Raw genomic sequence first — 24,370 nt, forward strand, 5'->3', positions numbered from 1 at the left:
GTGAGTGACTACCAGCACATCCTCGTCTCCGAGGACGATGACGTCGCCCGCATCACCATGAACCGTCCCGAGCGGCGCAACGCGCTGTCCGCCGAGCACCTCGGCGAGCTGTTGGCCGCGTTCCGTGCGGTGGCCGGCACCGGGGCCAGGGGTGTGGTGCTGGCCGGGAACGGTCCCGTCTTCTCCGCCGGCCACGACTTCGCCGACGTCGCCGAACGCGACCTGGACGGCGTCCGCGAGCTGCTGGAGCTGTGCCTGGAGCTGATGCGCACGATCCAGCACGTCCCCCAGGTCGTGATCGCCCGGGTGCACGGGCTGGCCACGGCGGCCGGCTGCCAGCTCGTGGCATCCTGCGACCTCGCGGTGGCGGCCGCCTCCGCCGGGTTTGCGTTGCCGGGCGGCAAGGGCGGCTGGTTCTGCCACACGCCCGCGGTGCCGGTCGCACGCGCCGTCGGGCGGAAGCGGCTGATGGAGATGGCCCTGACCGGGGACGTCGTGGACGCGCGCACCGCGGCCGAGTGGGGCCTGGTCAACCGGATCGTGCCGGACGCCGAGCTGGACGGCGCCGTCGACGCGCTGCTGGCCAGGGCGACCCGGGGGAGCCGGGCCAGCAAGGCCGCCGGCAAGAGCGCCCTCTACGCCCAGCTCGACCGGCCGGAGGAGGAGGGTTACCGGATCGCGCTGGAGATCATGGCCTCGAGCTCGCAGACCCCGGCCGCCAAGGAGGGGATGGCGGCGTTCCTGGCCAAGCGGACACCGGTCTGGCCGGACTGAGCCGGTCCGGCACCCGGAGCGGCAACGGCAGATTTCTGTGCGGTTACGGCTACCCAACGGGCGTGGTTGAGGACACAATGGAGATTTCCTGAACCAGCCGGTTCCGACTAGCGGGGTGGAGGCTGATGAGCACCACGACCCTCCCGACGAGCCAGGTGGCACGACTGACCACCCGGGCGGTGGCCAGTGGGCCGGCAGCGCCCGTGATCGCGCCGTTCACCGGCGAGCCACTCGCCGACCTGCCCCAGTCCACCGTCGAGGACGTCCACGAGGCATACAAACGCGCCGCCGAGGTGCAGCAGGAGTGGGCGGCCACGCCGGTACGGGAGCGGTGCGCGATGCTGCTGCGCTTCCACGACCTGCTCCTGGAACGCCAGGACGAGGTGCTCGACCAGATCCAGCTGGAGACCGGTAAGTCCCGTTGGCACGCTTTCGAGGAAGTCATCTCGGTCGTCAACAACGCCCGCTACATCGCCCGGCGCGCTCCGCGGCTGCTCGCCCCGCGTCGGCGCAACGGGGTCATGCCGGTGCTCAGCGCCGCGCGCGAGCTGCGGCGTCCCAAGGGTGTGGTCGGGCTGATCACGCCCTGGAACTACCCCTTCGAGCTGGGCCTTGCCGACGGGCTGGCCGCGCTGGTCGCCGGCAACGCGATCGTGCACAAGCCGGACCAGCAGGGCGCGCTGTCGGTGCTGCTCGGCATCGAGCTGTTGCGTGCGGCCGGCATGCCGGACGGGCTGTGGCAGGTGGTCCTCGGGGACGGGCCGGTGATCGGCGGTGCCGTGACGGACGGCGCCGACTACGTCTGCTTCACCGGGTCCACCGCCACCGGCCGCATCGTTGGCCAGCGTGCGGGGGAGCGGCTGGTCGACTGCTCGCTGGAACTGGGCGGCAAGAACGCGATGCTGGTGCTGGACGACGCGCCGGTGGAGCGGGCCGCGGAGTGTGCCGTGCGCGCCTGTTTCTCCTCGGCAGGCCAGCTCTGCGTGTCCATCGAGCGGATTTATGTGGACCGCAGGGTGCACGACGCGTTCGTCGACGCCTTCGTCCGCCGGGTCAAGGAGATGAAGGTCGGGCCGGGGACGGACTGGGACGTCGACATGGGCTCGCTGATCTCACGGCGGCAGCTCGACGGTGTCCAGGCGCATGTCGAGGACGCGGTGGCGAAGGGCGCGCGCGTGCTGGCCGGCGGCCGGCACCGGCCGGACCTTGGCCCCTACTTCTTCGAACCGACCGTGTTGGCCGACGTGACCGAGGAGATGGCCTGTTTCGGCGCGGAGACCTTCGGTCCGGTGGTGGCGATCCACCCGGTCGACGGCGTCGAGAAGGCGATCGTGGCCGCGAATGACACGCCCTACGGGCTGAACGCCAGCGTGTGGGGGCGGAACAAGCGCCGGGCCGCGCTGGTGGGTGCCCGGTTGCGTGCCGGCTCGGTGAACGTCAACGAGGGCTATGTTGCAAGCTGGGGAAGCGTCGACATCCCGCAGGGCGGCATCGGCGACTCCGGGGTGGGCCGCCGCCATGGCGCGGAAGGCATTCTACGGTTCACCGAGGCGCAGGCCGTGGTGACGCAGCACCTACTGGACTTGGGCCGGCCACCCGGTTTCAGCTACCGCGGTTGGGCGAAGGTCTACCGCCTGCTGATGCGCACGATCCGCCTCATCCATCGGGCCTGAACCCATTCGTCGGGCGTGATGCCGCGGTGCCCGTGCCGACCCCCAACGTTCGGCACGGGCACCGCGTCCTCGCGCCACGCCGTGCGGCTTCTCTCTCGCCTCCCGTCCGATCCGGTGCGCTGGACCCCGGTTCCTTCCCTGTACCGGGAAGAAGTCCCGACCGCAGCATGCGACCTCGACCAAGCTCGAAGTCAAGACCCCCGGATCGGGGCCGGGTCGCTGGGTTGGGTGGGTGCGCTGACCGCGCTCAAGATCCGGACGAAGGGCGGGAGCGGCTCGTGTGATCCGAAGTCGCGAGAGAAACTGGCCGCAATGTCCACTTGGGACGGAGTGGAGAAAGGTGGCGGCGGGCCGCTATGGGGGAGAGTGGGGACAGTAGCGGCCCGCCGCGGTGGGGGAGGCTTCTCAGGCAGCCTTGATGAGGTCGGTGATGCGGAAACGGGTGGGAACGAGACCGAAGGTGTGCATGAGGTCGGCCACCCGCTGGATCTTCACGGCGGTGAGGGAGGGTGGGTAGGAGCCAACCGACATCAGAGCGGCGGTCGACGGGTCGATGCCCGTGTAGCTGGGCAGGATCCGCTCGATCGCGGCGCGGTCGGCGGCCCGCTTCTGCGCCTCGACCAGGGCCCGCCGGAACGTCGCGAGGGTGCGCGGGTTCTGCTCGGCGAACCTGGCGGAACAGGCGTACCCGGACAGTGGGATGTCCGCCGTCGGCCCGTCCGCGGTGTCGGCGAGGATCGCGATCCCCGAGCTGAGCCGCAGGTTGGTGATGAACGGCTCGATCAGCCATGCGGTGTCGACCTCGCCGCGCTCCAGCGCCCCACCCATGTCCTGGAACGGCATGTGCACCCACCGCACGTCGTCCTGGCGCACCCCGAGCGGAGTCATGATCGCGCTCGTGAGCAGCACCCCCAGGCCCTTGAGGTTGTTCACCGCGATCTTCGGCTGCTTTCTGTCCGGCAGCCGACGGAAGGCGGAGCGCTCGGGCACCACGAGCGCCGTCACGCCCGGCGATGCCTCATATGCCTCGCTCACGAACCGGATGTTGCCGCTGGCTCCGTAGTTGGTGAGCAGCGAGACGTAGCTGTCGAACAACACGTCCACCGGACCGTCGTCCAGATCCACCTTGTTCTCGCCGGCCAGATCCATCTTCACCAGCTCGACGTCGAGGCCCGCACGGCTGAAGAGCCCCTGGCGGTCTGCCAGGTGCAACGGCGCGACGTCCGGCACGGGGAGCACGCCCACCCGCAGCGTGCTCCGTTCCGGCGGCCCGTCCGCCGCGCCGTTCTCGCCGGAGTCGCAGCCGGCCAGAAGCAACGCACCTCCCGCGATGAACCCGCCCCGCAGCAGGCCACGACGACCGAATCGGCGTTGCGAAAACAGCACTGTGCCCTGCCCGGATAATTCGTCGTTACGCATTCCCCATCCCCCGGCGTGTCGGAAACTGCCGCGCTGGCCTACCTGTCCGGTCCGCCAGCGCGACGCCCCCGAACCGCACGTTTCTGTGCTCGTGGTGCAGGGACGGTAGATGACGAAGGTCACTTCCGGAAGCTACCTTTGGCGTAATCCAAACGGAGCAACATGGCTGCCTGGCGGCAAGAAAGTCGCAGGTCGGCATCGATTGGCCGGACCGTGCGCCGGGAAGCCGGCGTCATGGTACAAGGACGAACCATCGAAAGTTGGTGAGAATTGTCGGCAGATATCGAAGATTTGTTGGTTTTGTACATCAATGCATTGATAGTGATGCGATCGGTTGCGTTGTTGCAAAGAATTGGCGGCAATGTGTTGTGTAGGCTCGGCCCCGGCGCGCCGGTGGGATGGGACGTCCGCCCCGGCGGTCCATGGCGCAGGGGCCGGCCGGAGGGACGTTGTCGGCGTGCGGACACGCCTGGTGCCCCGCACTCCTCGGGCTGGGGCGGGGCACCAGGCCAGTCACCCGCTGGTGTCGGGCGCAACGAGTCTCTTGTGTCGCTGGTGTGCTGATGTGCCCGGCGACTGCCGCACGCACCGACTGGGTGCTGGAGAAGATGGTCGACGAGCAGGTCGCCCGGATGTTCCCGGCCGTGACCGAGCCGGTGCGCAAACAGACCTGCTGGCCGGATTTACTAGTACGACCGTTGCAGGCCGAGCGTGTGCTGGGCGACGAAGTTGAGGATCATCTCCCGGCTGACCGGAGCGATCTGGGCGGCGCGAACCGCACCCAATAGCGGTCCGACGCCGTACTCGGCCGTCATCCCGTTACCACCGTGCACCTGGATCGCCGTGTTGACAGCGTCGAATGCGCTTTCGGCCGCGGTGTACTTGGCGATGTTCGCGCTCTCACCGGCGGTCGGGTCGTCCTGGTCGTAGGCCCAGGCGGCGCGGGACACCGCGAGCCGGGCCAGATCGACCTCCATGTGTGCCCTGGCCAGCGGATGCGCGAGCGCCTGATGCGCGCCGAGCGTGGTGTCCCAGACCGACCGGCTGTTCGCGTACTCGATGCCCTTGCGGACGGCGTACCGGCCGATACCGCAGCAGTAGGCGGCCACGGTGATGCGCTCGGGGTTCAAACCGGCGAACAGCGCGGCGAGCGCGGCGTCCTCGCCCCCGACGAGCGCGTCCGACGGCAGGCGCGCCTCGTCGAAGTGGACGCTGAACTGTCGTTCCGGCGAGACCAGTGCCATGGGAATCGGGTGGAACTCCATCCCCGGTGTGTCGGTGGGTACGACGAACAACGCCGGCTGCAGCTTGCCGGTCCTGGTGTCCTCCATGCGCGCGACCACCAGCGTGGCGTCGGATTCGTCGACCCCGGAGATGAAGACCTTGCTGCCGCTGAGCCGCCAGCCGTCACCGTCGCGTCGTGCCGTGGTGGTGAGGCGGTGGAAGTTGGAACCCGCGTCGGGCTCGGTGATCGCGAACGACATCTTCAGCGACCCGTCCGCGAAGCCGGGGAGCCAGGTCCTCTTCTGCTCGTCTGTTCCCGACTTCGCGATGACGGTGGCGGCGATTGCGGGTGAGACGACGAGGAGGAGCAGCGGGCAGCCACCGGCGGCCAGTTCCTCGCACACGATCGACAACTCGGTGATGCCGGCGCCACCACCGCCATACTCGGTCGGCACCGCCACACCGAGGTAGCCGAGCTTGCCCGCCTCGGTCCACAGCTCGGTGGTCGGCTGCCCGGCCGTGGCCTTCTCGACCAGGTATCGATGCCCGTACCGGGCGGCCAGCGCGGCCACCGCCGCCCGCAGCGCCCGCTGCTCCTCGCTTTCCCGGAACTCCATCCCGATCTCCCTCCAGGAGGTGTCCAGCCCCCGCGCCCCACCGGGCGGAACCGGCTCAGGACACGATGGCCAAGACCTCTCCCGCGTCGACCTGTGCCCCGGCCGACACCTTGATCGCACGAACGACGCCGTCCACCGGGGAACGCACCGCGTGCCGCATCTTCATCGCCTCCAGGACCAGCAACGGCTGCCCGGCGCGAACGTCCTCGCCCTCGGTGACCTCGATCTCGGCGACCGCACCGGGCATCGGGGCCAGCAACGACCCCTCCGCAACGACCGAGCCCGGCTCGACGAGGCGGGGAACCCGCCGCAACACCACCGAGCCGAGAACGGAGTCGACATGGACGTCGTCGCCGTAGGACTCGACCAGGAACCGGCGGTGAACGCCGGCGGTGTCGAGCACCACCTGATGCGGTTCGACGGAGACGAGACGAATACCTTCCAGCCCCGCCACCTCGAGACCACCCCGGCCGAGCCGGTACCGGACCTCGACACGGCCGTCCCGCGTGGTGAACTCCTTGTGCTCCAACTGGGAAGGCAGGTTTCGCCACCCGATGGGGACACCGGGCTGCACAACGCTCGCCACCCGATTCCCTGCTGCCCCGGCCAGCGCCGCAGCAAGCGCGGACAGCACGCGCGCCTGCTCGTCGGCAAGTGGTGCCGCAAGCGCGTCAGGACCATGGGTGGCCAGGAATGCGGTGTCCGTGTCGCCTGCCAGGAACGCCGGATGGCGCAGTACGCGCACCAGAAGATCACGGTTGGTGTGTGGGCCGTGAATCCGCGCACCGGCCAGTGCGCCGGCCAGCCGGCGGGCAGCCTCGGTCCTGCTCGGTGCCCAGGAGATCAGCTTGGCCAGCATGGGGTCGTAATGGACGCTGACCACCGATCCGTCGACCACACCGGAGTCCAGGCGAAGTCCGCGTTCCACCGCGCCGATCCCGAACTCGACGTCCACACCGGGCACGTCGAAGCGGTGCAGCGGCCCGCTGCCAGGTCGCCAGTCCTGCGCGGGATCCTCGGCGTAGAGCCGAACCTCGATGGCATGGCCACGTGCGGACGGTGGCTGCGCATCCAGGGCCGCCCCCTCGGCCACCGCGAGCTGCCACCGCACAAGGTCCACGCCGGTCACGCACTCGGTCACCGGGTGTTCCACCTGCAACCGTGTGTTGGTTTCCAGGAAGTAGAACCTGCCGTCGTCGCCCAGCAGGAACTCCACGGTACCGGCGCCCACGTAGCCGATCGCCTTCGCCGCGGCCACCGCCGCCGAACACATCGCCGCACGCAGCTCGGGACCGACGGCCGGGGATGGCGACTCCTCGACGACCTTCTGGTAACGCCGCTGGATCGAACACTCACGCTCGCCCAACGCCCACACGGTGCCGTGCGAGTCCGCCAGGACCTGGACCTCGACGTGCCGTCCCCGCTCCAGGTAACGCTCGCAGAAAACCGTTCCGTCACCGAAGGCGGCCGATGCCTCGGCGCGCGCCGTGGCCACCGCCGCCGGCAGCTCCTCCAGGGAACGGACGACCCGCATCCCACGACCACCGCCCCCGGCGGCGGCCTTCACGAGAACGGGAAGGTGATGCTCTGCGACGTGGTCCGGGTCGATCTCGGCAAGCACCGGAACCCCGGCGTCGGCCAGCAGGTGCTTCGCCCGGACCTTGTCGCCCATCGCCTCGATCGCCGCGGGCGGGGGCCCCACCCAGGTCAGGCCGGCCCGCTCGACTTCCCGTGCGAAATCGGCGTTCTCGGACAGGAACCCGTAGCCCGGATGCACCGCGTCCGCACCCGCGTCCAGCGCGGCCTGGACGAGCAGATCCCCACGCAGGTAGGTGGCGGTCGGAGCATCGCCCGGTAGACGCACCGCCAGATCCGCCTCCGCCACGTGCGGGGAGCGCTCGTCAGTGTCCGAGAACACCGCGACCGGGGAGACCCCCAGCGCACGGCAGGTTCGCACGACCCGGCGGGCGATCTCGCCGCGGTTCGCTATCAGCAGACGGGAAATCACGATGCGCCCCCTCACATCCGGAACACGCCGAACCGATCCGTTCCCCGGATCGGTGCGTTGTGAATGATCGAGAGACAGATACCGAGCACGGTGCGGGTGTCCCGCGGATCGATGATCCCGTCGTCGTAGAGGCGGCCGGACAGGAACGGGGCCAACGACTGTTGCTCGATCTGCTGCTCGACCATCGCCCGCAGGTTGCGGTCTGTCTCCTCGTCGTAGGGCTGCCCCTTTGCCGCGGCCGCCTGCCTGGCAACGATCGACAACACACCGGCGAGCTGAGCCGGACCCATCACCGCCGACTTGGCGTTGGGCCAGGTGAACAGGAAGCGTGGGTCATAGGCCCGGCCGCACATCCCGTAGTTGCCGGCGCCGTACGAGGCGCCCATGACGACCGTCAGGTGGGGCACGGTGCTGTTGGACACCGCGTTGATCATTGCCGCGCCGTGCTTGATGATCCCGGCCTGCTCGTACTTCTTGCCGACCATGTAACCGGTCGTGTTCTGCAGGAACAGCAACGGGATGTCGGCGGAGTTGGCGAGCTGGATGAACTGGGTCGCCTTCTGTGACTCGGCGCTGAACAGCACCCCGCGCGCGTTAGCCAGAACGCCGATCGGGTATCCGTGCAGCGACGCCCAACCGGTGACGAGGCTGGTTCCGTAGCGCGGCTTGAACTCGTCGAAGTCCGAGTCATCAACCAGGCGCGCGATCACCTCTCTGGGGTCAAAAGGCGTGCGCAGGTCGGTTGGTACGATGCCGAGCAGCTCCTCGGCGTCGTAGCGGGGTTCGACCGGCGGCACCGACGGTCCGGGGCCCAGCTTGCGCCAGTTGAGGCGGGCCACGATGCGTCGACCGATCCGCAACGCGTCGTGCTCGTCCTCGGCGAAGTAGTCGGCCAGACCCGAGGTGCGGGCGTGCATCTCCGCACCGCCCAGCTCCTCGTCGTTGCTCTCCTCGCCGGTGGCCATCTTCACCAGCGGCGGACCGGCGAGGAACACCTTGGCCCGCTCCTTGACCATGACGACGTGGTCCGACATCCCGGGGATGTAGGCCCCGCCGGCCGTGGAGTTGCCGAAGACGAGGGTCACGGTGGGAAGGCGAGCGGCGGAGGCCCGAGTGAGGTCGCGGAACACCCGCCCGCCGGGGATGAAGATCTCGCTCTGGCTGGGCAGGTCGGCGCCACCGGACTCGACGAGGTTGATGACCGGAAGCCGGTTGTCGGCCGCGATGTCGGTGGCACGAAATGTCTTGCGCAGTGTCCAGGGGTTACTCGCGCCACCACGAACCGTCGGGTCGTTCGCGACGATCAGGCACTCGACACCGGAGACGACCCCGATGCCGGTGACCACGCTGGCACCCACCGTGTAGTCGGTGCCCCAGGCCGCGAGTGGGGAGAGCTCGAGGAACGCCGTGTCGGGATCGATCAGGAGCTCGATGCGTTCCCGGGCCAGCAGCTTGCCGCGCCCGTGGTGCCGGTCGACGTACTTCGGGCCGCCGCCGGCCAGTGCCTTGGCGTGCTCGGCGGCCAGCTCCTCGAGCCTGGCCAGCATCGCCTCCCGGTTCGCCGCGAACTCCGGCGAGGCCGTGTCCAACGTGGACCTGAGAAGGGTCATGCCGTGTACCCCATCCGTCGTGCCGCCAGCTCGGCCAGGACCTCGGTGGCACCCCCGCCGATGCCGAGGATCCGGGCATCCCGGTAGTGCCGCTCGACCTCGGCGTCGCGCATGTAGCCGAAACCACCGTGGAGCTGCACCGCGGCGTCGACCACCTGCTGGCACGCCGCCACTGCCGCGTTCTTGGCCATACAGACCTGGGCGACAACCTCCTCACCGGCCGCGATCCGGGCCCCGACGGCCCGGGTGTAGGTACGGGCCAGCTCGATCTGCTGGGTCATCTCCACGAGCCGGTGGCGCACCAGCTGCCGGGACACCAGCGGACGGCCGAACGTGCTGCGCGCGCGCACCCAGTCCAGGGTCAGGTCGAGGCAACGCTGGGCGGTCGCGTACGCCTGCACGGCGAGGGACAGGCGCTCGACCTGGAACTGCCGCATCAACGAGACAAAGCCCAGATCCTGGTCGCCGACCAGGTTCGTGACGGGCACGCGCGCGTCGACGAGCGACAGCTCCGCCGTGTCGGAGCAGTGCCAGCCCATCTTTTCCAGCCGGCGGCTGGCAGTGAAACCGGGCGTGCCACGCTCGACCACGAGCAGGCTGATCCCGTCGTGGCCCGGGCCGCCGGTCCGTACCGCCGTGGTGACGAAGTCGGCGCGGATGCCCGAGGTGATGAAGGTTTTCGTCCCGTTGACCACGAAATGGTCACCATCGCGGACGGCCGCGGTGCGCAACGCGGCGACATCCGACCCGCCGTCGGGTTCGGTGACGGCCAGCGCGCCGATCAGTTCACCGGCGAGCGTGGGGCGGACGAACCGCTCCACCAGGTCGGGGTTGCCGGAGTCGACGATGTGCGGAAGGGCGATGCCGTGGGTGAGCAGGGCGGCGACGAGACCCGAGGAGCCACCGGCCTCGATGAGTTCCTCGGTGACGACAACGGTGTCCAGGAGATCGCCGCCGCTACCGCCCACCGGCTCCGGGAAGCCGATACCGAGTAGTCCCAGTTCCGCGGCCGCGTGGTGCAGCGCACGCGGGACCTCCCCGGACCGCTCCCACTCGGACAGGTGCGGCACGACCTCGCGATGGACGAACCGTCGCACAGTCTCCCGTAGGGTGCGGCGCTCCGGTGTGTCGAAGACGTTCACAGCAGGGTCTCCGGGATGTCCAGCTCGCGGGAGCGCAGCCACTCCCCGAGCGCCTTGGCCTGCGGATCGAAGCGGGTGGACGAGGCCACGCCATCGCCGAGGAGCCCGTGGAGCACGAAGTTCAGTGCGCGCAGGTTGGGCAGCTCGTAACGCTTGATCACGAGTGGGCGGGTCTCGGGCAGGAGCTCGCGCAGCCGCTCCGCGGTCAGACCGTGGACCAGCCAGCGGTATGCGGCATCGGAACGAACCCATACCCCGAGGTTCGCGTCGCCACCCTTGTCGCCGGAACGCGCGCCAGCAATCCGACCGAGCGGAGCCCTGCGGGTCGGGCCGGGAGGGAGTGGGTCCTGGGGCGTCGTGGCAGGTGGGGTGGAAACGTCAACAGTCGAACGAGATTCCGGGGGAGGCGGCATGGTGACACGGTGCCCGTCGGGTAGGACGGCGACATGCTGCACCGCGTCCTGGGGGACGTAGGCGGAGGAGTAGATCCCGAACGGCGTGCCGTCCGAGGGTGGAGCGGCGACGTGGAAACCGGGATAGGAAGCGAGTGCCAGCTCGATGGCACCGCGAGAAAATGCCTTGGCGTGCTTCGGGTCCGGCGTCTTGACAGTGGCGTGGAGGAACGCGCTGGCGGTTTCCTCCGTGTCGGCGTCGCCCCGGTCGGTACGGACGAGCGTCCATTCGATTCCGTCGGAGCCCACCGCCGACTCGAGCTGGCGTCGCACGAGCTCGGCCTTGGCCTCGATATCCAGGCCGCACAGGACGAACGTGGTGCTGTTGCGGAAGCCGCCGAGGGTGTTGAGGCACACCTTCAGCTCCGGAGGCGGGGGAGTGCCGCGCACACCCCTGATCCGCACCTCGTCCTTGGCGACCTGGTCGAGGGAGATCGTGTCGAAGTGGGTGACCACGTCCGGACCGAGGTAGGCGGGTGCGCCGATCTCGTAGAGGAGTTGTGCCGTGACGGTGTCGGTCGTGACCGCCCCACCCGTCCCCGGATGTTTGGTGATAATCGCCGAACCATCGGAAGCCAGGCCGGCGATCGGGAAGCCAGGACGGTCTAGATCGGACACTTCGGTGAAGAAGGCGAAGTTGCCGCCCGTCGCCTGGGCGCCGCATTCCAGCACGTGCCCGGCGGCGGTGGCTCCGGCAAGAGCATCCCAGTCATCGTGCGACCAGCCGAAGTGAGCGGCCGCTGCTCCGACAACGAGCGACGCGTCGGTCACCCGGCCGGTGACGACGACATCGGCCCCACCGCGCAGGCATTCGACGATGCCCCAGCAGCCGAGGTAGGCGTTCGCGGTGAGCGGTTGCCCGAGGCCCAGCTCGGCGGCGCGGTCCCGCAGGTCGTCGCCTTCCACGTACGCGATCCGTGCCTCGACGCCGAGGCGCTCCGCCAGCGCACGTAGCGCCGTGGCCAGCCCGGCCGGGTTGAGCCCACCCGCGTTCGCGACGATCCGGACACCCCGCTGCATCGCCAGCCCGAGGCAGTCCTCCAGCTGGCGCAGGAACGTCCTGGCGTAGCCGAGGTCCGGGTCCCGCATCCGGTCGCGGCCCAGGATCAGCATCGTCAACTCGGCGAGGTAGTCCCCGGTGAGGACGTCGAGCGCGCCTCCCTCGAGCATCTCCCTCATGGCGGAGAACCGGTCGCCGTAGAAGCCGGACGCGTTGCCGACGCGCAGTGGTGCCGTCATGCCACTACTCCCCGAGGTGAACGGCCCTTCCCAGGCGGACCGGCGAACGCCTGGGCAACGGTGAGCCACTTCTTTGCCACGGGGCCCTCGGCATGGAGGTCAAGGTCATCACGATGACGCCGCTGCGTGACCAGCAGGCAGAAGTCCATCGCCGGTCCCTGCACGCGGTCGGCCGCCTCCTGGGGGCCCCAGGTCCACATCGCACCGTCCGGGCCCCGGAGCTCGACCCGGACCGGGGTCTCCGGTGTCGGCAACCCGTTGATCTGGAAGGAGAAACCCATCGTGCGGACGCCGAGGTGCGCGACGTGCCGGAGGCGTCGTGTCGGGTTCTTCTCCGCGCCCAAGGCATCGGCGACGTCCAACCCGTGCGCCCACGTCTCCATCAACCGCGCGGTTGCCATCGAGGCGGGCGCCATCGGCGGGCCGAACCACAGGATCTTGGTTGCCGCGGACAGGTTGGCCAGCGTCGTGGCCAGCCAGGTCCGGCCTTCCCGCCACCGCCGCAGGAGATCTGTCGGTGCCTCCCGCGTCCCCGCTGCCGCGCCCTCTTCCACATAACCCGCGGGATCGGCCGCGGCCTGCCGCAACGCCGAGGTGAAGCCCTCCGGATCGCGGATGGCGTTGAGCGCCTGCGCATCCGTCCACGCGAGGTGGGAGATCTGGTGGGCGACCGTCCAGCCCTCGGCCGGCGTTGGCGTGGCCCAGCCCCGCGGGGGAAGACCAGCGACGAGGGCGTCCAGTTCCTCGCTCTCGGCGCGCAGGTCGTCTACCACGGTCGCGACGTTCATCGCGTCTCCCGCAGGGTGCGATCCAGCGTCCGTGCCCATTCCCGCAGCAGGCGGTTCCGGCGGGCGCTGTCGTCGGTGAGGGTGTTGGCCAGACCGAGCCCCCGCATCAGATCGAGGGTCGCCTGCACCGCCTCCCGCACACCGGGCCGGCCCTCGTCCACGCCCAGCAGCTCCACGGTGAGCCGGTGCGACTCGCGGCCGACCTTGGCTTCCAGCGGGACCACGGCGGCGCGCAGCTCCGGATCGGTGCGTGCGGCCACCCACAGCTCCAGGGCGGCCTGGAAGAGCGGGCCGGTGTAGAGGCGGGCGAGCATGTCCAGTACGGCGGCGGTGTGGTTCTCACCCCGCGGCAGTGCGGCGACCTCGCGGCGCACCTCCTCGCGCCGCTCCTCGGCCAGATGTGCGACGGCTGCCAGCACCAGCTCGGCCCGGGTGCGGTAATGGTGCAGCTGGGCGCCCCGGGACACCCCGGCCCGCTCCGCGACGACCGTGGTCGTGGTGCCCGACCACCCCAGCTCCACCAGGCACTCGATGGTCGCCGCCATCAACCGTTGGCGGGTGTGCTGACTGCGCTCCTCCTGCCGGCTGCGGGCCGGCACGGATGTGCTCATAGCGAGTCACCATGCACGCCCCGAAACAAACAGTCAAGACTGCTTGTTTTTGCGGGGATGTTGATCGTTCCAGTGACGCCGTCCCGGCCCGTGAATGTCACCCATTTGCCGATCCTTGCAACCGGGTGCGCCCGCCGCGCGGTGGTGCGTTCAGGGCGTGGCACGCTCGTGCAGTAGGAGGAGGGTGTAGGCGGCCACGGACTGGGCGTCGGTGATCTCGCCCCGCCGGATCATCGCCTCGAACTCGTCGCGGGAGAACCAGGCGGTGCGCATGTCCTGCTCCTCGTGCTCCCGCTCGGCATCGCCCACGGTCAGCTCGGTGGCCAGGAACGCGCGGCCACGCTGGCTGGACATGCCCGGAGCCACGTCGAGCAGCCCCAGCTCGACCATGCGGCCGGCGACCAGACCGGTCTCCTCCCGTAGCTCGCGCGCTGCCAGCTCGCGCGGCTCGAGGTGGGCCCGGTTCGGCGCCGTGCCCTGCGGGAACTCCCAACGCCGGATGCCGAGCGGATAGCGGAACTGCTCGACGAGCTGCAGTCGGTCGCCATCCATCGCGATGACCAACGCGTAGTCGGGCTTGTCCACCACGCCGTAGATCCCCACGCTCCCGTCGGGGCGGCGGATGTCGTCCTCCCGGATCGTCATCCAGGGGTTGGCGTAGACCTGACGGCTGCCGAGCGTCTCCACACGGCCCATCCTGCTACTGGTGGTTGAGCTTCGATCGACGGGCACCGTAGGCGAAGTAGACGATCAGGCCGATCAACACCCAGATCGCAAACGTCGCCCAGGTGATCTCGTCGAGACCCAGCACCAGACCCACACAAAGCACCAGCCCGATCAACGGGGTCACCGGTGCGAACGGCGTGCGGAAGGTGCGGGGCAGGTTCGGCTGCTTGTACCGCAGCACGAGCACACCGACGTTGACCAGGGAGAAGGCCACCAGGGTCCCGATGCTGGTCGCCTCGGCGAGCTGGCCGAGCGGCACCAGCGCCGCCAGCAGCGCCACCACGCCGCCGACCACCAAGGTGTTGGTCTGGGGCACCGCACGCCGGTTGACCCGGGAGAAGAACCGGGGGATCAGCCCGTCCCGGGACATCGAGACCAGGATTCGGGTCTGGCCGTAGAGCACGGTGAGCACCACCGACGCGATTGCGACCACCGCACCGAAGGCCAGGATCGTTGCCGGCCACCCGGTGCCGGTCACCTGCTCCAACACCGCCGCGAGCGATGCCTTCGACGCCCCGAGCGTGTCGGTACCGACCGCGGCCACCGCGGTCAGGGCGACCAGCACGTACACCGAGGTGACGATCGCCAGCGAGATCACGATGGCACGCGGCAGGTCACGCTGCGGGTTGCGCGCTTCCTCACCCGCCGTGGAGGCCGCGTCGAAGCCGATGAAGGAGAAGAACACCGCGGACGCGCCGCCCGCGATCCCGACGAAGCCCGCCGGGCTGAACGGGGTGAGGTTGCCCGACTCGAAGCCGGTGACCGCCACCGCGACGAAGAAGACGAGCACGCCCACCTTGAGCAGGGTGGCCACCGTGGTGACGGCCGCGCTCTCCCGGATGCCACCCAGCAACACCGTGGCGGCCAGCAGGACCACGATCGCCGCCGGGATGTTCACCAGTCCACCCTCGCCCGGTGGCGCGGCGAGTGCCTCGGGGATACGCAGGCCGAGCGTGGACTCGAAGAAGGCGTTGAGGTACTCGCCCCAGCCGACCGCCACCGCGGCCACCGAGACCCCGTACTCCAGCAACAGGCACCAGCCGCACACCCAGGCGACCAGCTCACCGAGCGTGGCGTACGAGTAGGAGTACGCCGAGCCGGACACCGGCACCGCCCCGGCCAGCTCGGCGTAGGACAGCGCGGAGAACAACGCGGCCAGGCCGGCGAGCACGAAGGAAAGCACCACGGCGGGGCCGGCTTTGGGCGCGGCATCGCCGAGCACGACGAAGATCCCGGTACCGAGGGTCGCGCCGACCGACAGGGATACCAGGGGCACCAACCCCATGCCGCGTTTCAGCGCGGTATGGGCGCCCTCGTCGGCAAGCTGCTCCACGGGCTTGGTGCGCAGCAGGTTCTGTCGGGTCAGCAGCACGAGGCGCGAAGTTACCTCTAATGGCCTATTAACAGCGATGTGGGAGTGATCACTTCGGGCATGTATTGCCTGCTCAAAATCGGTGCTGTAACGGCGGAAAGCGCCACTGTCGGCAGATGTAACAGCACTTCGTTAACTTTGATCTCGTTCTTGCGCAATGATCGGCATGTTCGACAGAACGTCCGTGCGTTCACTCACTCGGACGGCCGCATCGGATGCGCACCGGAATCGTCACGATACGCAATGCATTCGGCTTTTTCCGTCCCCCTGCTGGCGGAAGTCGCCGCTCGTCGCCGATCTCGGGCCACGCCCGAGGCGTGGAGCGGTTTCCCCTTGTGGGGCCGAGGGAAGCGCGGCTCGCTCGCCGGTCGTCCTTGCCGCGGGAGCGCTCATCTACCCTTGGCCCGGTGCGTCTCGTCATCGCCCGCTGCCAGGTGGACTACGTCGGCCGACTGACCGCCCATCTCCCGATGGCCCAGCGGTTATTGTTGGTGAAGGCGGACGGGTCGGTGTCCGTGCACTCTGACGACCGCGCCTACAAGCCGCTCAACTGGATGAGCCCGCCGTGCTGGCTCACCGAGGAGGAGGGGCGGTGGACGGTGCAGAACAAGGCGGGCGAGAAGCTGGTCGTCACGCTGGCGGAGATCCTGCACGACAGCAAGCACGAGCTGGGTCCGGAACCGGGCCTGGTCAAGGACGGGGTGGAGGCACACCTGCAGGAGCTGCTCGCCGAGCACGTCACCACCCTCGGCGAGGGCTGGTCGCTGGTGCGGCGGGAGTACCCGACCGCGATCGGACCGGTCGACCTGCTGTGCCGGAACGCCACCGGCGGCACCGTGGCGGTGGAGGTGAAGCGGCGCGGGGAGATCGACGGGGTCGAGCAGCTGACCCGGTATCTGGAGCTGCTGAACCGGGACCCGCTGCTCGCGCCCGTGCAGGGCGTCTTCGCCGCGCAGCAGATCAAGCCGCAGGCCCGGGTACTGGCCGAGGACCGCGGGATCCGCTGCGTCACGCTGGACTACGACGCCCTGCGCGGCATCGAGTCCGACGAGTTCCGGCTGTTCTGAGCCGGACGGTCGCCTGCCCGATCCGGTGGACCCACCGGTGCAGAAAGGACGCGATGCCTCGAGAAGATCAACGGGCAGCAGGGTCTGCTCGCGCGTGTGGACGATCAGCGTTGGTACTCACCCTGGAGATCGCCGATGGCGCGGTCACGGGTATCCAGCTGCTGTCCAATCCGGACAAGCTGGCTGATGTCCCGCTGAGCGCATGGTGAGAGAACAGAGCCCTGCTACCCGAGGCCGATGTTCTTGCGCCTAGAGCGAGGTGATCGATCGCTTCTCCAGGGCGGGTGCCCAGACGTGCCAGCCGCCGCCGAAGGGGCACCAGACCGCCTCCAGCCGGCCCAGGGACTCCGCGACGATCGCGTCCGCTGTCTCCTGCACGAGCAGCGGCCGGTAGGAGTGATGGGCGCAGCGGTCGGCCTGACTGAACGCGACTCCAGGTCCCATACCCCATCGTGTACCGGTACTCGGGGTCCGGCGTACGTCGTCTGACTTTTCCGCACGCTTTCGGGGTATTCGGGTACGCGGGCCGCGTAGTCCGGACCGGTAGCCGTCCATGGCTCCTGTCTTCGGCGATACGCGAGGCGAGCCGTGTGCTGTGAGTTGTGGCCTTGCCGAGAACCCGCCTGTTCCGTTCGGACGCTCCATCGGTAAGGCTATGCCCATGAGCGCTGTGGGGAGTTGGCGCGACGCGTTGGCGGCGTGGCGGATCCCGGACGAGGTGCTCGCCGGCGCCGAGGACTCGCCATGGGTGCTGCCCCGACATGTCTTCACCGGCCGGACCGACGAGCAGATCGCGCACCCCGGCGGGGCGTCCTTCACCGCCGCCCACAGCGCCCTGGTACCACCGGGCTCGGTGCTCGACATCGGCGCGGGCGCGGGGGCGGCCAGCCTCCCGCTAGCCGACCGTGCCACCGAGATCACGGCGGTGGACACCGACCAGCAGCTGCTCGCGGAGTTCCGGCGACGCGCCGAGCCGCGGAACGTCGCCGCACGCACCGTCGTGGGCCAGTGGCCGGACGTCGCCGACCAGGTCGAGCCGGTCGACGTCGTTCTCTGCCACCACGTCGTCTTCAACGTCGCCGAACTCGGGCCCTTCGTCGAGGCCCTGACCGCGCACGCGCGCCGGCTCGTCGTGGTGGAGCTGACCGAGCGTCACCCGCTGACCGCGCTCAACCCGCTGTGGCGGCACCTGCACGGGATCGAACGGCCGACCGGGCCGACCTACGCCGACGCCGTGGCCGTTCTTGCGGAACTGGGCATCCACCCGGACGTGGTGCGCTGGCGCAGGCCCCCGCGGGCCGAACATCCCGACTTCACCACCCTGCTCGACATCACCCGGCGTCGGCTCTGCCTTCCCCGCAGCCGTACCGACGACGTGGCCGCCGCGCTGGCGGAACTCGGGTACGACCGCGGCACGACACCGGACCTCGGTTCCTCCGGCGACGACGTCGTCACGGTGACCTGGCGGCCGTGACCGACACTTGATCGACGGTGGCCACGGCTTCCTCTAGCGTCCTGACCGTGGGCGAGCGGATCGAGCTACCGACGACCGTGAACGGGGTGTGCGTCTTCTGCGCGATCGCGTACGGCCGGGCCGAAGCGAGTGTTGTCGTCGACGACGGAGAGCTGCTGGCCATCGCCGACCTGCGTCCGGCGACCACCGGGCATCTGCTGGTCATCCCCCGCCGCCATGTCGAGGGCCTCACCGACCTGCCCCCCGACCTCGGCGGCCGGATGTTCCAGCTCGGCCAGCGGGTGGCCGGGGCACTACGGCGCAGCGGGCTGCGCTGCGAGGGTGTCAACCTCTTCCTGGCCGACGGGGCGGCCGCCGGGCAGGAGATCTTCCACGTCCACCTGCACGTCCTCCCGCGATTCGGCGGGGACGGGTTCCGGCTGCGCGCGGACTGGCGGGTGCGCGACCGGGCGGAACTGGACGAGCTGGCGGCCCGCGTCGCCGCCGCACTGTGACAAGCGGTTCCATTCCGCTGGAAGGGCGGCGAACGCTGCGTGTTTCTGATTTCGATTATTGATCGTGCCGTGACTCATGTGGGTGCCGACGCGGTGCCTTTCTGTTGATGAATGTGCCGTGTCAAAAAGGAAGGGGCGGCCGACGGCCGCCCCTTGATCGGTGGTCGATGTTTCACCCCAGGTCGAACTCACCTGACTTCGTCCCGCTGATGAAGGCGTCCCAGTGGGTCGAGGAGAACAGCAGGACATCGCCCCGGGGCCGCTTCGAGTCCCGGACGGCGACCCGGTCCCGGCCGGGTGCCACCTCGACGCAGTTCCCGCTGTTGTCGCTGTGTCTGCTCTTTCGCCAGGTGATTCGGGTAGGGCCGCCGGGTCTACCCCAGTCGTCGGTCACGCCAACTCCTTCACCACCGCCGCGAGGATGGCGGCGGACTCGTCGGGAGCACACGCCTTCGCCCGCAGGTGCTCCCACACCAAAGAAAACCGTTGCACCTCAACGGTCTTTTCCGTATACAGGCCGCCCGTCAGGCTGTCCAAGTACACGATGGTGGGATCGGATGGCGTCGTGAAGTCGAGCATGACGAACGCTCCGGACATTGCCGGATGTGCGCCGATCTCGAACGGAAGGATCTGTAGCGTGATGTTTGGCCGTTCCCCTTCCGTGATCAGCCGCTGCAGCTGCTTTCGCATTACCTCGGGGCCGCCGACGGGCCGGCGCAGCGCGGCCTCGTCGACCAGGGCCCACAGGTGCGGCGGGTTGGCGCGTTCCAGCAGCCGCTGCCGGTTCATCCGTACCGTCACCCGGCGCTCGACGTCGGTGGGGTCGGCATCGACCGCGGTCATCAGGATCGCCCGCGCGTAGTCCTCGGTCTGCAGCAGGCCGGGCACCAGCATCGGCTCGAAGGTGCGGATCGCCGACGCGCCGCTCTCCAGGCCGACGAACACCTGGAACGTCTCGGGCAGTGCGTCCTCGTACGCGTGCCACCAGCCCTTCTGCCGCGCGGCGCGGGCCATGGCCACCAGCGCCTCGGCCTCGCTGCCGGAGACGCCGTAGAAGTCCAGCAGCAGCCGGACGTCACCGGGGCTGGCCGGCCGCCGGCCCAGCTCGATCCGGCTGATCTTGGACGGCGAGCAGCCGAGGTGCCGGGCCACCTCCTCGTTCGTCTTGTTCGCGGCCTCCCGTAGCCGACGAAGCTCCATCGCGAGCCGCCGACGGCGGACGGTGGGGCTCTGGCCGGTCGTCATGGGGCTTACCTCCGGTGGGGTCGTACTGGCGGCGCGCGCGTCCCGTCGGCGGTGCGCCCCGTCGGTACGGCAAGGGGGTGACGGAGCGCGCTCGTGATCGCCTCCGGGGCCGGGCGGGCAGGGGGCCGCGACGTGGCACGATCACCCGATGGCGGCCTGTTCCGCGACCGGCGGCCTGCTCCACCCGTCTGGGGCATGTGCCGCTCGGCAATTGCCAATTACCGTGCAGCCATCACGGACAGTGCCGCGTCGTCACGGCGCGCACTCGGACGCTACCGGCAAACCGCCCGCCGGGGTCCGCCGGGATCGCGTCGGCGGGCCGTCCGGCCGGGCACTGGGCGAGGGGGCCCGTCAACCATGGCGTGGAGCTATCTGCACCGCGTGGAGTTGTTTCGGATCGTGCGCGGTCAACGCGTTCTCGAGCACGTGGAGGAGTTCGACGACCACGGCCCCTACGTGGGGCGTGGCGCCGCCGAGTACGCCGAGATCGTGGCCGAGGACTACCTCAGCCGGTGGCGGCGCCCGCCGGGCCGCTGGCTGGTGGCGGTGTGGCAGCTCGATGACAGTGGCGCCAAGGCGAAACGGCTGTGCGAGGTCGAGCTGAACTGGGCCGCACCGGCCCGCAACAAGGCTGGCTGACGGCGACCCATCGCCGGCGTCCCGCCGTTCCCGCTCGACCTCGCCGACCCGGCCGCGGGTACTCGGCGAACCCGGCCGGCGACCATGGACCCTCGCGGCATCGCGACCGCGGTGCAGGGCGGTCCGTCACCGCAGAGCGCGACCCCTGGCGTGCGCGGTGGCGGGCCGTTCCGCGTCTCGGGCTCCCGCTGCGCTGGTCCTCCATCCCGGCTCCCTCCCTGGGGTCGCCTCGGCGGCGCCAGGCGTGAGCCGGCAATCCGCCGCGGTCACGGAGAGTTTTCTCGGTAGACCTGACGGGGCACGCCGGTGCCGCGCGGACCGGGACCGGACCGGGCCGGGCCAGGGCGTAGGCGGCCGCGATCGTGGCCGGGTTGTCGGCGCTGCGCGACATCGCCAGGAACTCGCCGGAACGACCTTCCCTGTCGCTTCCGCGAGGTGAGCTGTCTGATTCAGCGCCGGTCATCGGCCTTCTCGCGTCCCGCGCGGCGTCCGGAGCAAGCCCGCCTCGCCCACCCGGACGTGTCCCACGTCTCAGGATGGGGGGTTGCTCGGCGTCACGGATGAATTAGTGTTCGGTCACAACAAATTCACCCGACAGTGGGACCTGGGCATGTTGGAGGCTGTGCGGTACCGTCCGACTTCCCGCCATGTTCTGGTGACTAATGTTCATTTCTGTTGACAACGGCGTTGACTCTGGAGGTGGGGTCGGGTGCCCGTGCTCGCGGCCTCGGACCTGCGGCTTGCCGCTGGCCCGCTCGACTACGCCCTGCTCGCGATCTATTTCGCGATCGTCCTCGGCATCGGCTACCTGGCCCGCCGGTCGGTGTCGACCAGCCTGGACTTCTTCCTGTCCGGCCGGTCCCTGCCGGCGTGGGTGACCGGCCTGGCTTTCATCGCCGCGAACCTGGGCGCCCTGGAACTGCTCGGCATGGCCGCCAACGGTGCCCAGCACGGCATCCCGACCATGCACTACTACTGGGTCGGCGCCATCCCGGCCATGGTCTTCCTCGGCCTGGTGATGATGCCCTTCTACTACGGTTCCAAGGTCCGCAGCGTGCCGGAGTTCCTGCGGCGACGCTTCGGCATGGGCGCCCACCTGTTCAACGCGCTGAGCTTCGCCGCGGCGCAGATGCTTATCGCCGGCGTGAACCTCTACGCCCTGGCGTTGCTGCTCAATCTCATGCTCGGCTGGCCGATCCCGCTGTCCATCGTCATCGCGGCGCTGGTCGTGCTCGCCTACACCACGCTCGGCGGCCTGTCCGCCGCGATCTACAACGAGGTCCTGCAGTTCTTCGTCATCGTCGCGGCGCTGCTGCCGGTGACCATCGTCGGCCTGGTCAAGGTCGGCGGGTGGAACGGCCTGGTGGACAAGATCAGCGCGGGCCCAGGTGGGGCGGGGCAGCTCGAGGCGTGGCCGGCGACCGGGCTGACCGGCATCGGCGACGCCACCCTGAGCGTGCTCGGCCTGGTCTTCGGTCTCGGCTTCGTGCTGTCCTTCGGGTACTGGACGACCAACTTCGCCGAGGTGCAGCGGGCGATGTCGGCCAAGAGCATGTCGGCCGCGCGGCGCACGCCCATCATCGGCGCCTACCCGAAGGCGCTCATCCCGGCCATCGTGGTCATTCCCGGCATGATCGCGGCGGTGGTCGTGCCGCAGATGACCGCGCTGAAGGCGGGTGCCGGGGCGGACGGCATCGAGTACAACCACGCGCTGCCGCTGCTGATCCGGGAGCTGCTGCCCAACGGTGCGCTGGGCATCGCGATCACCGGTCTGCTCGCCTCGTTCATGGCCGGTGTCGCGGCGAACGTCAGCTCGTTCAACACCGTCTTCACCTACGACCTGTGGCAGCACTACATCGTCAAGGGCAGGCCGGACGCCCACTACCTGCGGGTGGGCCGGTGGGCCACGGTCGGCGGGATGGTGGTCGCGATCGGCACCGCGTTCATCGCGGCCGGCTTCAGCAACATCATGGACTACATCCAGGCGTTGTTCTCGATCTTCAACGCCCCGCTGTTCGCCACGTTCATCCTCGGCATGTTCTGGAAGCGGATGACGCCGGCGGCGGGCTGGTCGGGCCTGGTGGCCGGTACCGTGGCCGCGCTGGTGATGTTGGTGTTGACCCGGTCCGGGGTGGTGGACCTGCCCGGCCAGGGCGCCAGCTTCGTGGGCGCCGGCCTGGCCTTCGTCACCGACATCGCGGTGAGCGTGGCGGTCACCCTGGGCACCCGGCCCCGGCCGGACCGCGAACTGGTGGGGCTGGTCTACGGCCTCACGCCGAAGGCCGACCGCAAGCACTCCACCGAGGGGGCGGACGCCGGCTGGTACCGCTCGCCGGTCCTGCTCGGCGTCGGCGTGCTCGTGCTGACCGTCGCGCTCAACATCATCTTCAGCTGAGGGAGGACGACGTGACCGACCGGAACGCCAGCCAGCCGCGCCGCCGCGCCGGGCTGTTCGACCTCCGCTGGATCATCGCGGTGTTGTTCGCCATCTACGGGGCGGTGCTCACCGTGGTCGGGCTCGGTTTCACCAGCGACGCCGACGTCAGCAAGGCCGCGGGCCTGAACATCAACCTCTGGAGCGGGGCGGGGATGCTCGCCACCGCCGTGGTGTTCGGGCTGTGGGCACAGCTCCGCCCGCTGGCCGTGCCCGAGCAGCCGGCCAAGGAGGCGTTGCCCGAGACACCGCCCGGCCTCGACACCGAGTCGTGATGAAGGGACGGGAGCCGGCTCCGAGCCGGCCCCGTCCGCTGGGGATGCTTCCGGCGACGTCGTTGGCCGCTCCGGGGCATCGGCGCCCCGACCGGCGTCCCGGGACAACGTGGCGCCGACGGACCGATCACGCCAAATGCGGCGAGGTCTTCATGGGCGTCCGCGGAGCCTTGCGCCCAAGGGCCAACCGTGCGCGGCGACGACCTGGGACGGAGTGAAGCGCAGCGGGGCGATGCGTAACGGGAGGAACCGCCCCGGACACAGCGATGGGGCCAACTCTCGCTGGCCCCATGCCGGGAGTAGGTGCTCTGCCGTTGAGCTAGCAACCCTGGTCGACACCCATCTCTGGATGTCGAGAAGAGTCCGGCGGGAGTCGGACCCGTCATCTCCCTACTTCACGGCCGAGGGTAGCTCCACACCGGACTCCCAAGACCCCAATGCCGCCTTTCAGGTGACGCCCGGCCTCACCTGTGTGGGTGACAAAGTGGGGCTTCCTCGTAGGTCGAGGTTGCCGGCGAAAGGCTGCCCGTGGTGGAGCAGGCCCACCCACCACGGGCCCCGGGCAGGGCCCAGTCCGTACCGCGGCGGAGGCCCTTTACGGGGCAGGGGGCGCCAAGCCGCGATGCAGGTGTGCGCGCGGGATGCGGGAGTCACCCAGCCCGTGTTGAGTCCAAGCCAGCCACCACGAGTTCGCCAGCGGGGCCGGAAGGACCGGCCGGGGCCGGCCCCCTGCACGGGCCGACCCCGGCCGGGTCTCGCTCTGGCCCGGAGCCGGTCAGCTGCTGGCTCGGTGCGGGTAGACCGGGTTGAAGGTGTTCACCGTCCAGCGGTCCAGCGCAGCGGCGGCGTCGCGGAAGCGGACCCGCAGCGCCGCGGGCGTCAGCGCCCGCTCCTGCGCCCAGGCGGCCACGCGGCGCACCGCCCGACCGGCCGCCCCACGGAGGTTCATCTTGCGTGCGTCGTTACGGCGGCGGTTCTCGGTGCTCGTCACGTGGCTCCTCCTGGCTGGTGATCGACTGGCGAGGTGGGCGATCTCGTCCCTCACCTGCTCCAACGTGCCAACGATCCGGATCGTTCTGAGGTGACG

Annotated in this window: 22 protein-coding genes; 8 read left to right on the forward strand and 14 right to left on the reverse strand. The window is 69.7% G+C overall.

Going from position 1 to position 24,370, the window contains the following annotated elements; all coding sequences use genetic code 11:
* Both IEY55_RS01475 and IEY55_RS01480 read left to right on the forward strand, forming a co-directional pair.
* On the forward strand, positions 1 to 774 hold the full coding sequence (locus tag IEY55_RS01475; RefSeq protein ID WP_189053017.1) for an enoyl-CoA hydratase-related protein: 774 nt from the start codon (positions 1 to 3) through the stop codon (positions 772 to 774).
* Between the two features lie 125 nt (positions 775 to 899).
* Positions 900 to 2,447: a succinic semialdehyde dehydrogenase gene (locus IEY55_RS01480; RefSeq protein ID WP_189053019.1), complete on the forward strand. Its 1,548-nt coding sequence runs from the start codon at positions 900 to 902 to the stop codon at positions 2,445 to 2,447.
* A 405-nt stretch (positions 2,448 to 2,852) separates the two neighbouring features.
* Here the strand turns inward: IEY55_RS01480 and IEY55_RS01485 are convergent, their stop codons facing one another.
* The 10 genes from IEY55_RS01485 to IEY55_RS01530 form a co-directional block, all read right to left on the reverse strand.
* Positions 2,853 to 3,866, reverse strand: a complete 1,014-nt coding sequence (locus tag IEY55_RS01485) for an ABC transporter substrate-binding protein (protein ID WP_189053021.1) — start codon at positions 3,864 to 3,866, stop codon at positions 2,853 to 2,855.
* Between the two features lie 686 nt (positions 3,867 to 4,552).
* Complete coding sequence (locus tag IEY55_RS01490; protein ID WP_189053023.1) at positions 4,553 to 5,707, reverse strand: acyl-CoA dehydrogenase family protein; 1,155 nt, start codon at positions 5,705 to 5,707, stop codon at positions 4,553 to 4,555.
* Positions 5,708 to 5,762: 55 nt separating this feature from the next.
* A complete protein-coding gene (locus IEY55_RS01495) occupies positions 5,763 to 7,715 on the reverse strand; it encodes an acetyl/propionyl/methylcrotonyl-CoA carboxylase subunit alpha (protein ID WP_189053025.1) in 1,953 nt (650 codons plus the stop codon).
* 11 nt (positions 7,716 to 7,726) lie between these two features.
* Positions 7,727 to 9,325 carry an acyl-CoA carboxylase subunit beta gene (locus IEY55_RS01500; protein WP_189053027.1) on the reverse strand — a complete coding sequence of 533 codons (1,599 nt, stop codon included), beginning with the start codon at positions 9,323 to 9,325 and terminating at the stop codon, positions 7,727 to 7,729.
* Positions 9,322 to 10,467 (reverse strand): acyl-CoA dehydrogenase family protein, encoded by a 1,146-nt coding sequence (locus IEY55_RS01505; RefSeq protein WP_189053029.1) that lies wholly within the window; start codon positions 10,465 to 10,467, stop codon positions 9,322 to 9,324. Before IEY55_RS01505 ends, IEY55_RS01500 begins: the two co-directional genes overlap by 4 nt.
* Entirely contained in the window at positions 10,464 to 12,158 is a 1,695-nt protein-coding gene (locus tag IEY55_RS01510; protein WP_189053031.1) for an acyclic terpene utilization AtuA family protein, read from the reverse strand. The genes IEY55_RS01505 and IEY55_RS01510 overlap by 4 nt, the downstream gene beginning before the upstream one ends.
* A complete protein-coding gene (locus tag IEY55_RS01515) occupies positions 12,155 to 12,946 on the reverse strand; it encodes a TIGR03084 family metal-binding protein (RefSeq protein ID WP_189053033.1) in 792 nt (263 codons plus the stop codon). Before IEY55_RS01515 ends, IEY55_RS01510 begins: the two co-directional genes overlap by 4 nt.
* Positions 12,943 to 13,557: a TetR/AcrR family transcriptional regulator gene (locus IEY55_RS01520; protein WP_189053035.1), complete on the reverse strand. Its 615-nt coding sequence runs from the start codon at positions 13,555 to 13,557 to the stop codon at positions 12,943 to 12,945. Before IEY55_RS01520 ends, IEY55_RS01515 begins: the two co-directional genes overlap by 4 nt.
* Positions 13,558 to 13,707: 150 nt before the next feature.
* A complete protein-coding gene (locus IEY55_RS01525; RefSeq protein ID WP_189053037.1) occupies positions 13,708 to 14,253 on the reverse strand; it encodes an NUDIX domain-containing protein in 546 nt (181 codons plus the stop codon).
* A 4-nt stretch (positions 14,254 to 14,257) separates the two neighbouring features.
* Positions 14,258 to 15,652 carry an amino acid permease gene (locus IEY55_RS01530; protein ID WP_229685885.1) on the reverse strand — a complete coding sequence of 465 codons (1,395 nt, stop codon included), beginning with the start codon at positions 15,650 to 15,652 and terminating at the stop codon, positions 14,258 to 14,260.
* Positions 15,653 to 16,062: 410 nt separating this feature from the next.
* Between IEY55_RS01530 and nucS the strand changes: the two genes are divergently transcribed.
* Entirely contained in the window at positions 16,063 to 16,722 is a 660-nt protein-coding gene (gene nucS, locus IEY55_RS01535) for an endonuclease NucS (RefSeq protein WP_189053039.1), read from the forward strand.
* Between the two features lie 249 nt (positions 16,723 to 16,971).
* On the opposite strand, the gene IEY55_RS01540 is transcribed toward nucS, so the two are convergent.
* Entirely contained in the window at positions 16,972 to 17,166 is a 195-nt protein-coding gene (locus tag IEY55_RS01540) for a hypothetical protein (RefSeq protein ID WP_189053040.1), read from the reverse strand.
* Between the two features lie 217 nt (positions 17,167 to 17,383).
* Between IEY55_RS01540 and IEY55_RS01545 the strand changes: the two genes are divergently transcribed.
* Entirely contained in the window at positions 17,384 to 18,196 is an 813-nt protein-coding gene (locus tag IEY55_RS01545) for a class I SAM-dependent methyltransferase (protein WP_189053042.1), read from the forward strand.
* 47 nt (positions 18,197 to 18,243) lie between these two features.
* A complete protein-coding gene (locus IEY55_RS01550) occupies positions 18,244 to 18,690 on the forward strand; it encodes an HIT family protein (RefSeq protein WP_229685844.1) in 447 nt (148 codons plus the stop codon).
* 172 nt (positions 18,691 to 18,862) lie between these two features.
* Here IEY55_RS01550 and IEY55_RS01555 read toward each other — a convergent pair whose 3' ends face one another.
* Complete coding sequence (locus IEY55_RS01555) at positions 18,863 to 19,084, reverse strand: DUF397 domain-containing protein (protein WP_189053044.1); 222 nt, start codon at positions 19,082 to 19,084, stop codon at positions 18,863 to 18,865.
* On the reverse strand, positions 19,081 to 19,935 hold the full coding sequence (locus IEY55_RS01560; RefSeq protein WP_189053046.1) for a helix-turn-helix domain-containing protein: 855 nt from the start codon (positions 19,933 to 19,935) through the stop codon (positions 19,081 to 19,083). Before IEY55_RS01560 ends, IEY55_RS01555 begins: the two co-directional genes overlap by 4 nt.
* A 357-nt stretch (positions 19,936 to 20,292) precedes the next feature.
* On the opposite strand from IEY55_RS01560, the gene IEY55_RS01565 reads away from it, so the two are divergent.
* The 3 genes from IEY55_RS01565 to IEY55_RS01575 all read left to right on the forward strand — a co-directional run bounded on the left by IEY55_RS01565 (position 20,293) and on the right by IEY55_RS01575 (position 23,283).
* Positions 20,293 to 20,574, forward strand: a complete 282-nt coding sequence (locus tag IEY55_RS01565; protein ID WP_189053048.1) for a hypothetical protein — start codon at positions 20,293 to 20,295, stop codon at positions 20,572 to 20,574.
* 709 nt (positions 20,575 to 21,283) lie between these two features.
* Positions 21,284 to 22,969 carry a sodium:solute symporter family protein gene (locus tag IEY55_RS01570; protein WP_189053050.1) on the forward strand — a complete coding sequence of 562 codons (1,686 nt, stop codon included), beginning with the start codon at positions 21,284 to 21,286 and terminating at the stop codon, positions 22,967 to 22,969.
* Positions 22,970 to 22,980: 11 nt separating this feature from the next.
* Complete coding sequence (locus IEY55_RS01575; protein ID WP_189053052.1) at positions 22,981 to 23,283, forward strand: hypothetical protein; 303 nt, start codon at positions 22,981 to 22,983, stop codon at positions 23,281 to 23,283.
* Positions 23,284 to 24,058: 775 nt separating this feature from the next.
* On the opposite strand, the gene IEY55_RS01580 is transcribed toward IEY55_RS01575, so the two are convergent.
* The gene (locus IEY55_RS01580) at positions 24,059 to 24,274 is read right to left on the reverse strand and encodes a hypothetical protein (protein WP_189053054.1); all 216 of its coding nucleotides are present in this window, start codon (positions 24,272 to 24,274) and stop codon (positions 24,059 to 24,061) included.
* Between the last annotated feature and the right edge of the window lie 96 nt (positions 24,275 to 24,370).

It is taken from the genome of Longimycelium tulufanense (assembly GCF_014645795.1).
Classification (GTDB): domain Bacteria; phylum Actinomycetota; class Actinomycetes; order Mycobacteriales; family Pseudonocardiaceae; genus Longimycelium; species Longimycelium tulufanense.

Bases quoted from the DNA above. Each gene is read 5' to 3' on its own strand.
- IEY55_RS01560 (WP_189053046.1), bottom strand. From the start codon at position 19,935: ATGACGACCGGCCAGAGCCCCACCGTCCGCCGTCGGCGGCTCGCGATG.
- IEY55_RS01480 (WP_189053019.1), top strand. From the start codon at position 900: ATGAGCACCACGACCCTCCCGACGAGCCAGGTGGCACGACTGACCACC.
- IEY55_RS01485 (WP_189053021.1), bottom strand. From the start codon at position 3,866: ATGCGTAACGACGAATTATCCGGGCAGGGCACAGTGCTGTTTTCGCAA.
- IEY55_RS01565 (WP_189053048.1), top strand. From the start codon at position 20,293: ATGGCGTGGAGCTATCTGCACCGCGTGGAGTTGTTTCGGATCGTGCGC.
- IEY55_RS01540 (WP_189053040.1), bottom strand. From the start codon at position 17,166: ATGGGACCTGGAGTCGCGTTCAGTCAGGCCGACCGCTGCGCCCATCAC.
- IEY55_RS01515 (WP_189053033.1), bottom strand. From the start codon at position 12,946: ATGAACGTCGCGACCGTGGTAGACGACCTGCGCGCCGAGAGCGAGGAA.
- IEY55_RS01520 (WP_189053035.1), bottom strand. From the start codon at position 13,557: ATGAGCACATCCGTGCCGGCCCGCAGCCGGCAGGAGGAGCGCAGTCAG.
- IEY55_RS01545 (WP_189053042.1), top strand. From the start codon at position 17,384: ATGAGCGCTGTGGGGAGTTGGCGCGACGCGTTGGCGGCGTGGCGGATC.
- IEY55_RS01510 (WP_189053031.1), bottom strand. From the start codon at position 12,158: ATGACGGCACCACTGCGCGTCGGCAACGCGTCCGGCTTCTACGGCGAC.
- IEY55_RS01525 (WP_189053037.1), bottom strand. From the start codon at position 14,253: ATGGGCCGTGTGGAGACGCTCGGCAGCCGTCAGGTCTACGCCAACCCC.
- IEY55_RS01500 (WP_189053027.1), bottom strand. From the start codon at position 9,325: ATGACCCTTCTCAGGTCCACGTTGGACACGGCCTCGCCGGAGTTCGCG.
- IEY55_RS01490 (WP_189053023.1), bottom strand. From the start codon at position 5,707: ATGGAGTTCCGGGAAAGCGAGGAGCAGCGGGCGCTGCGGGCGGCGGTG.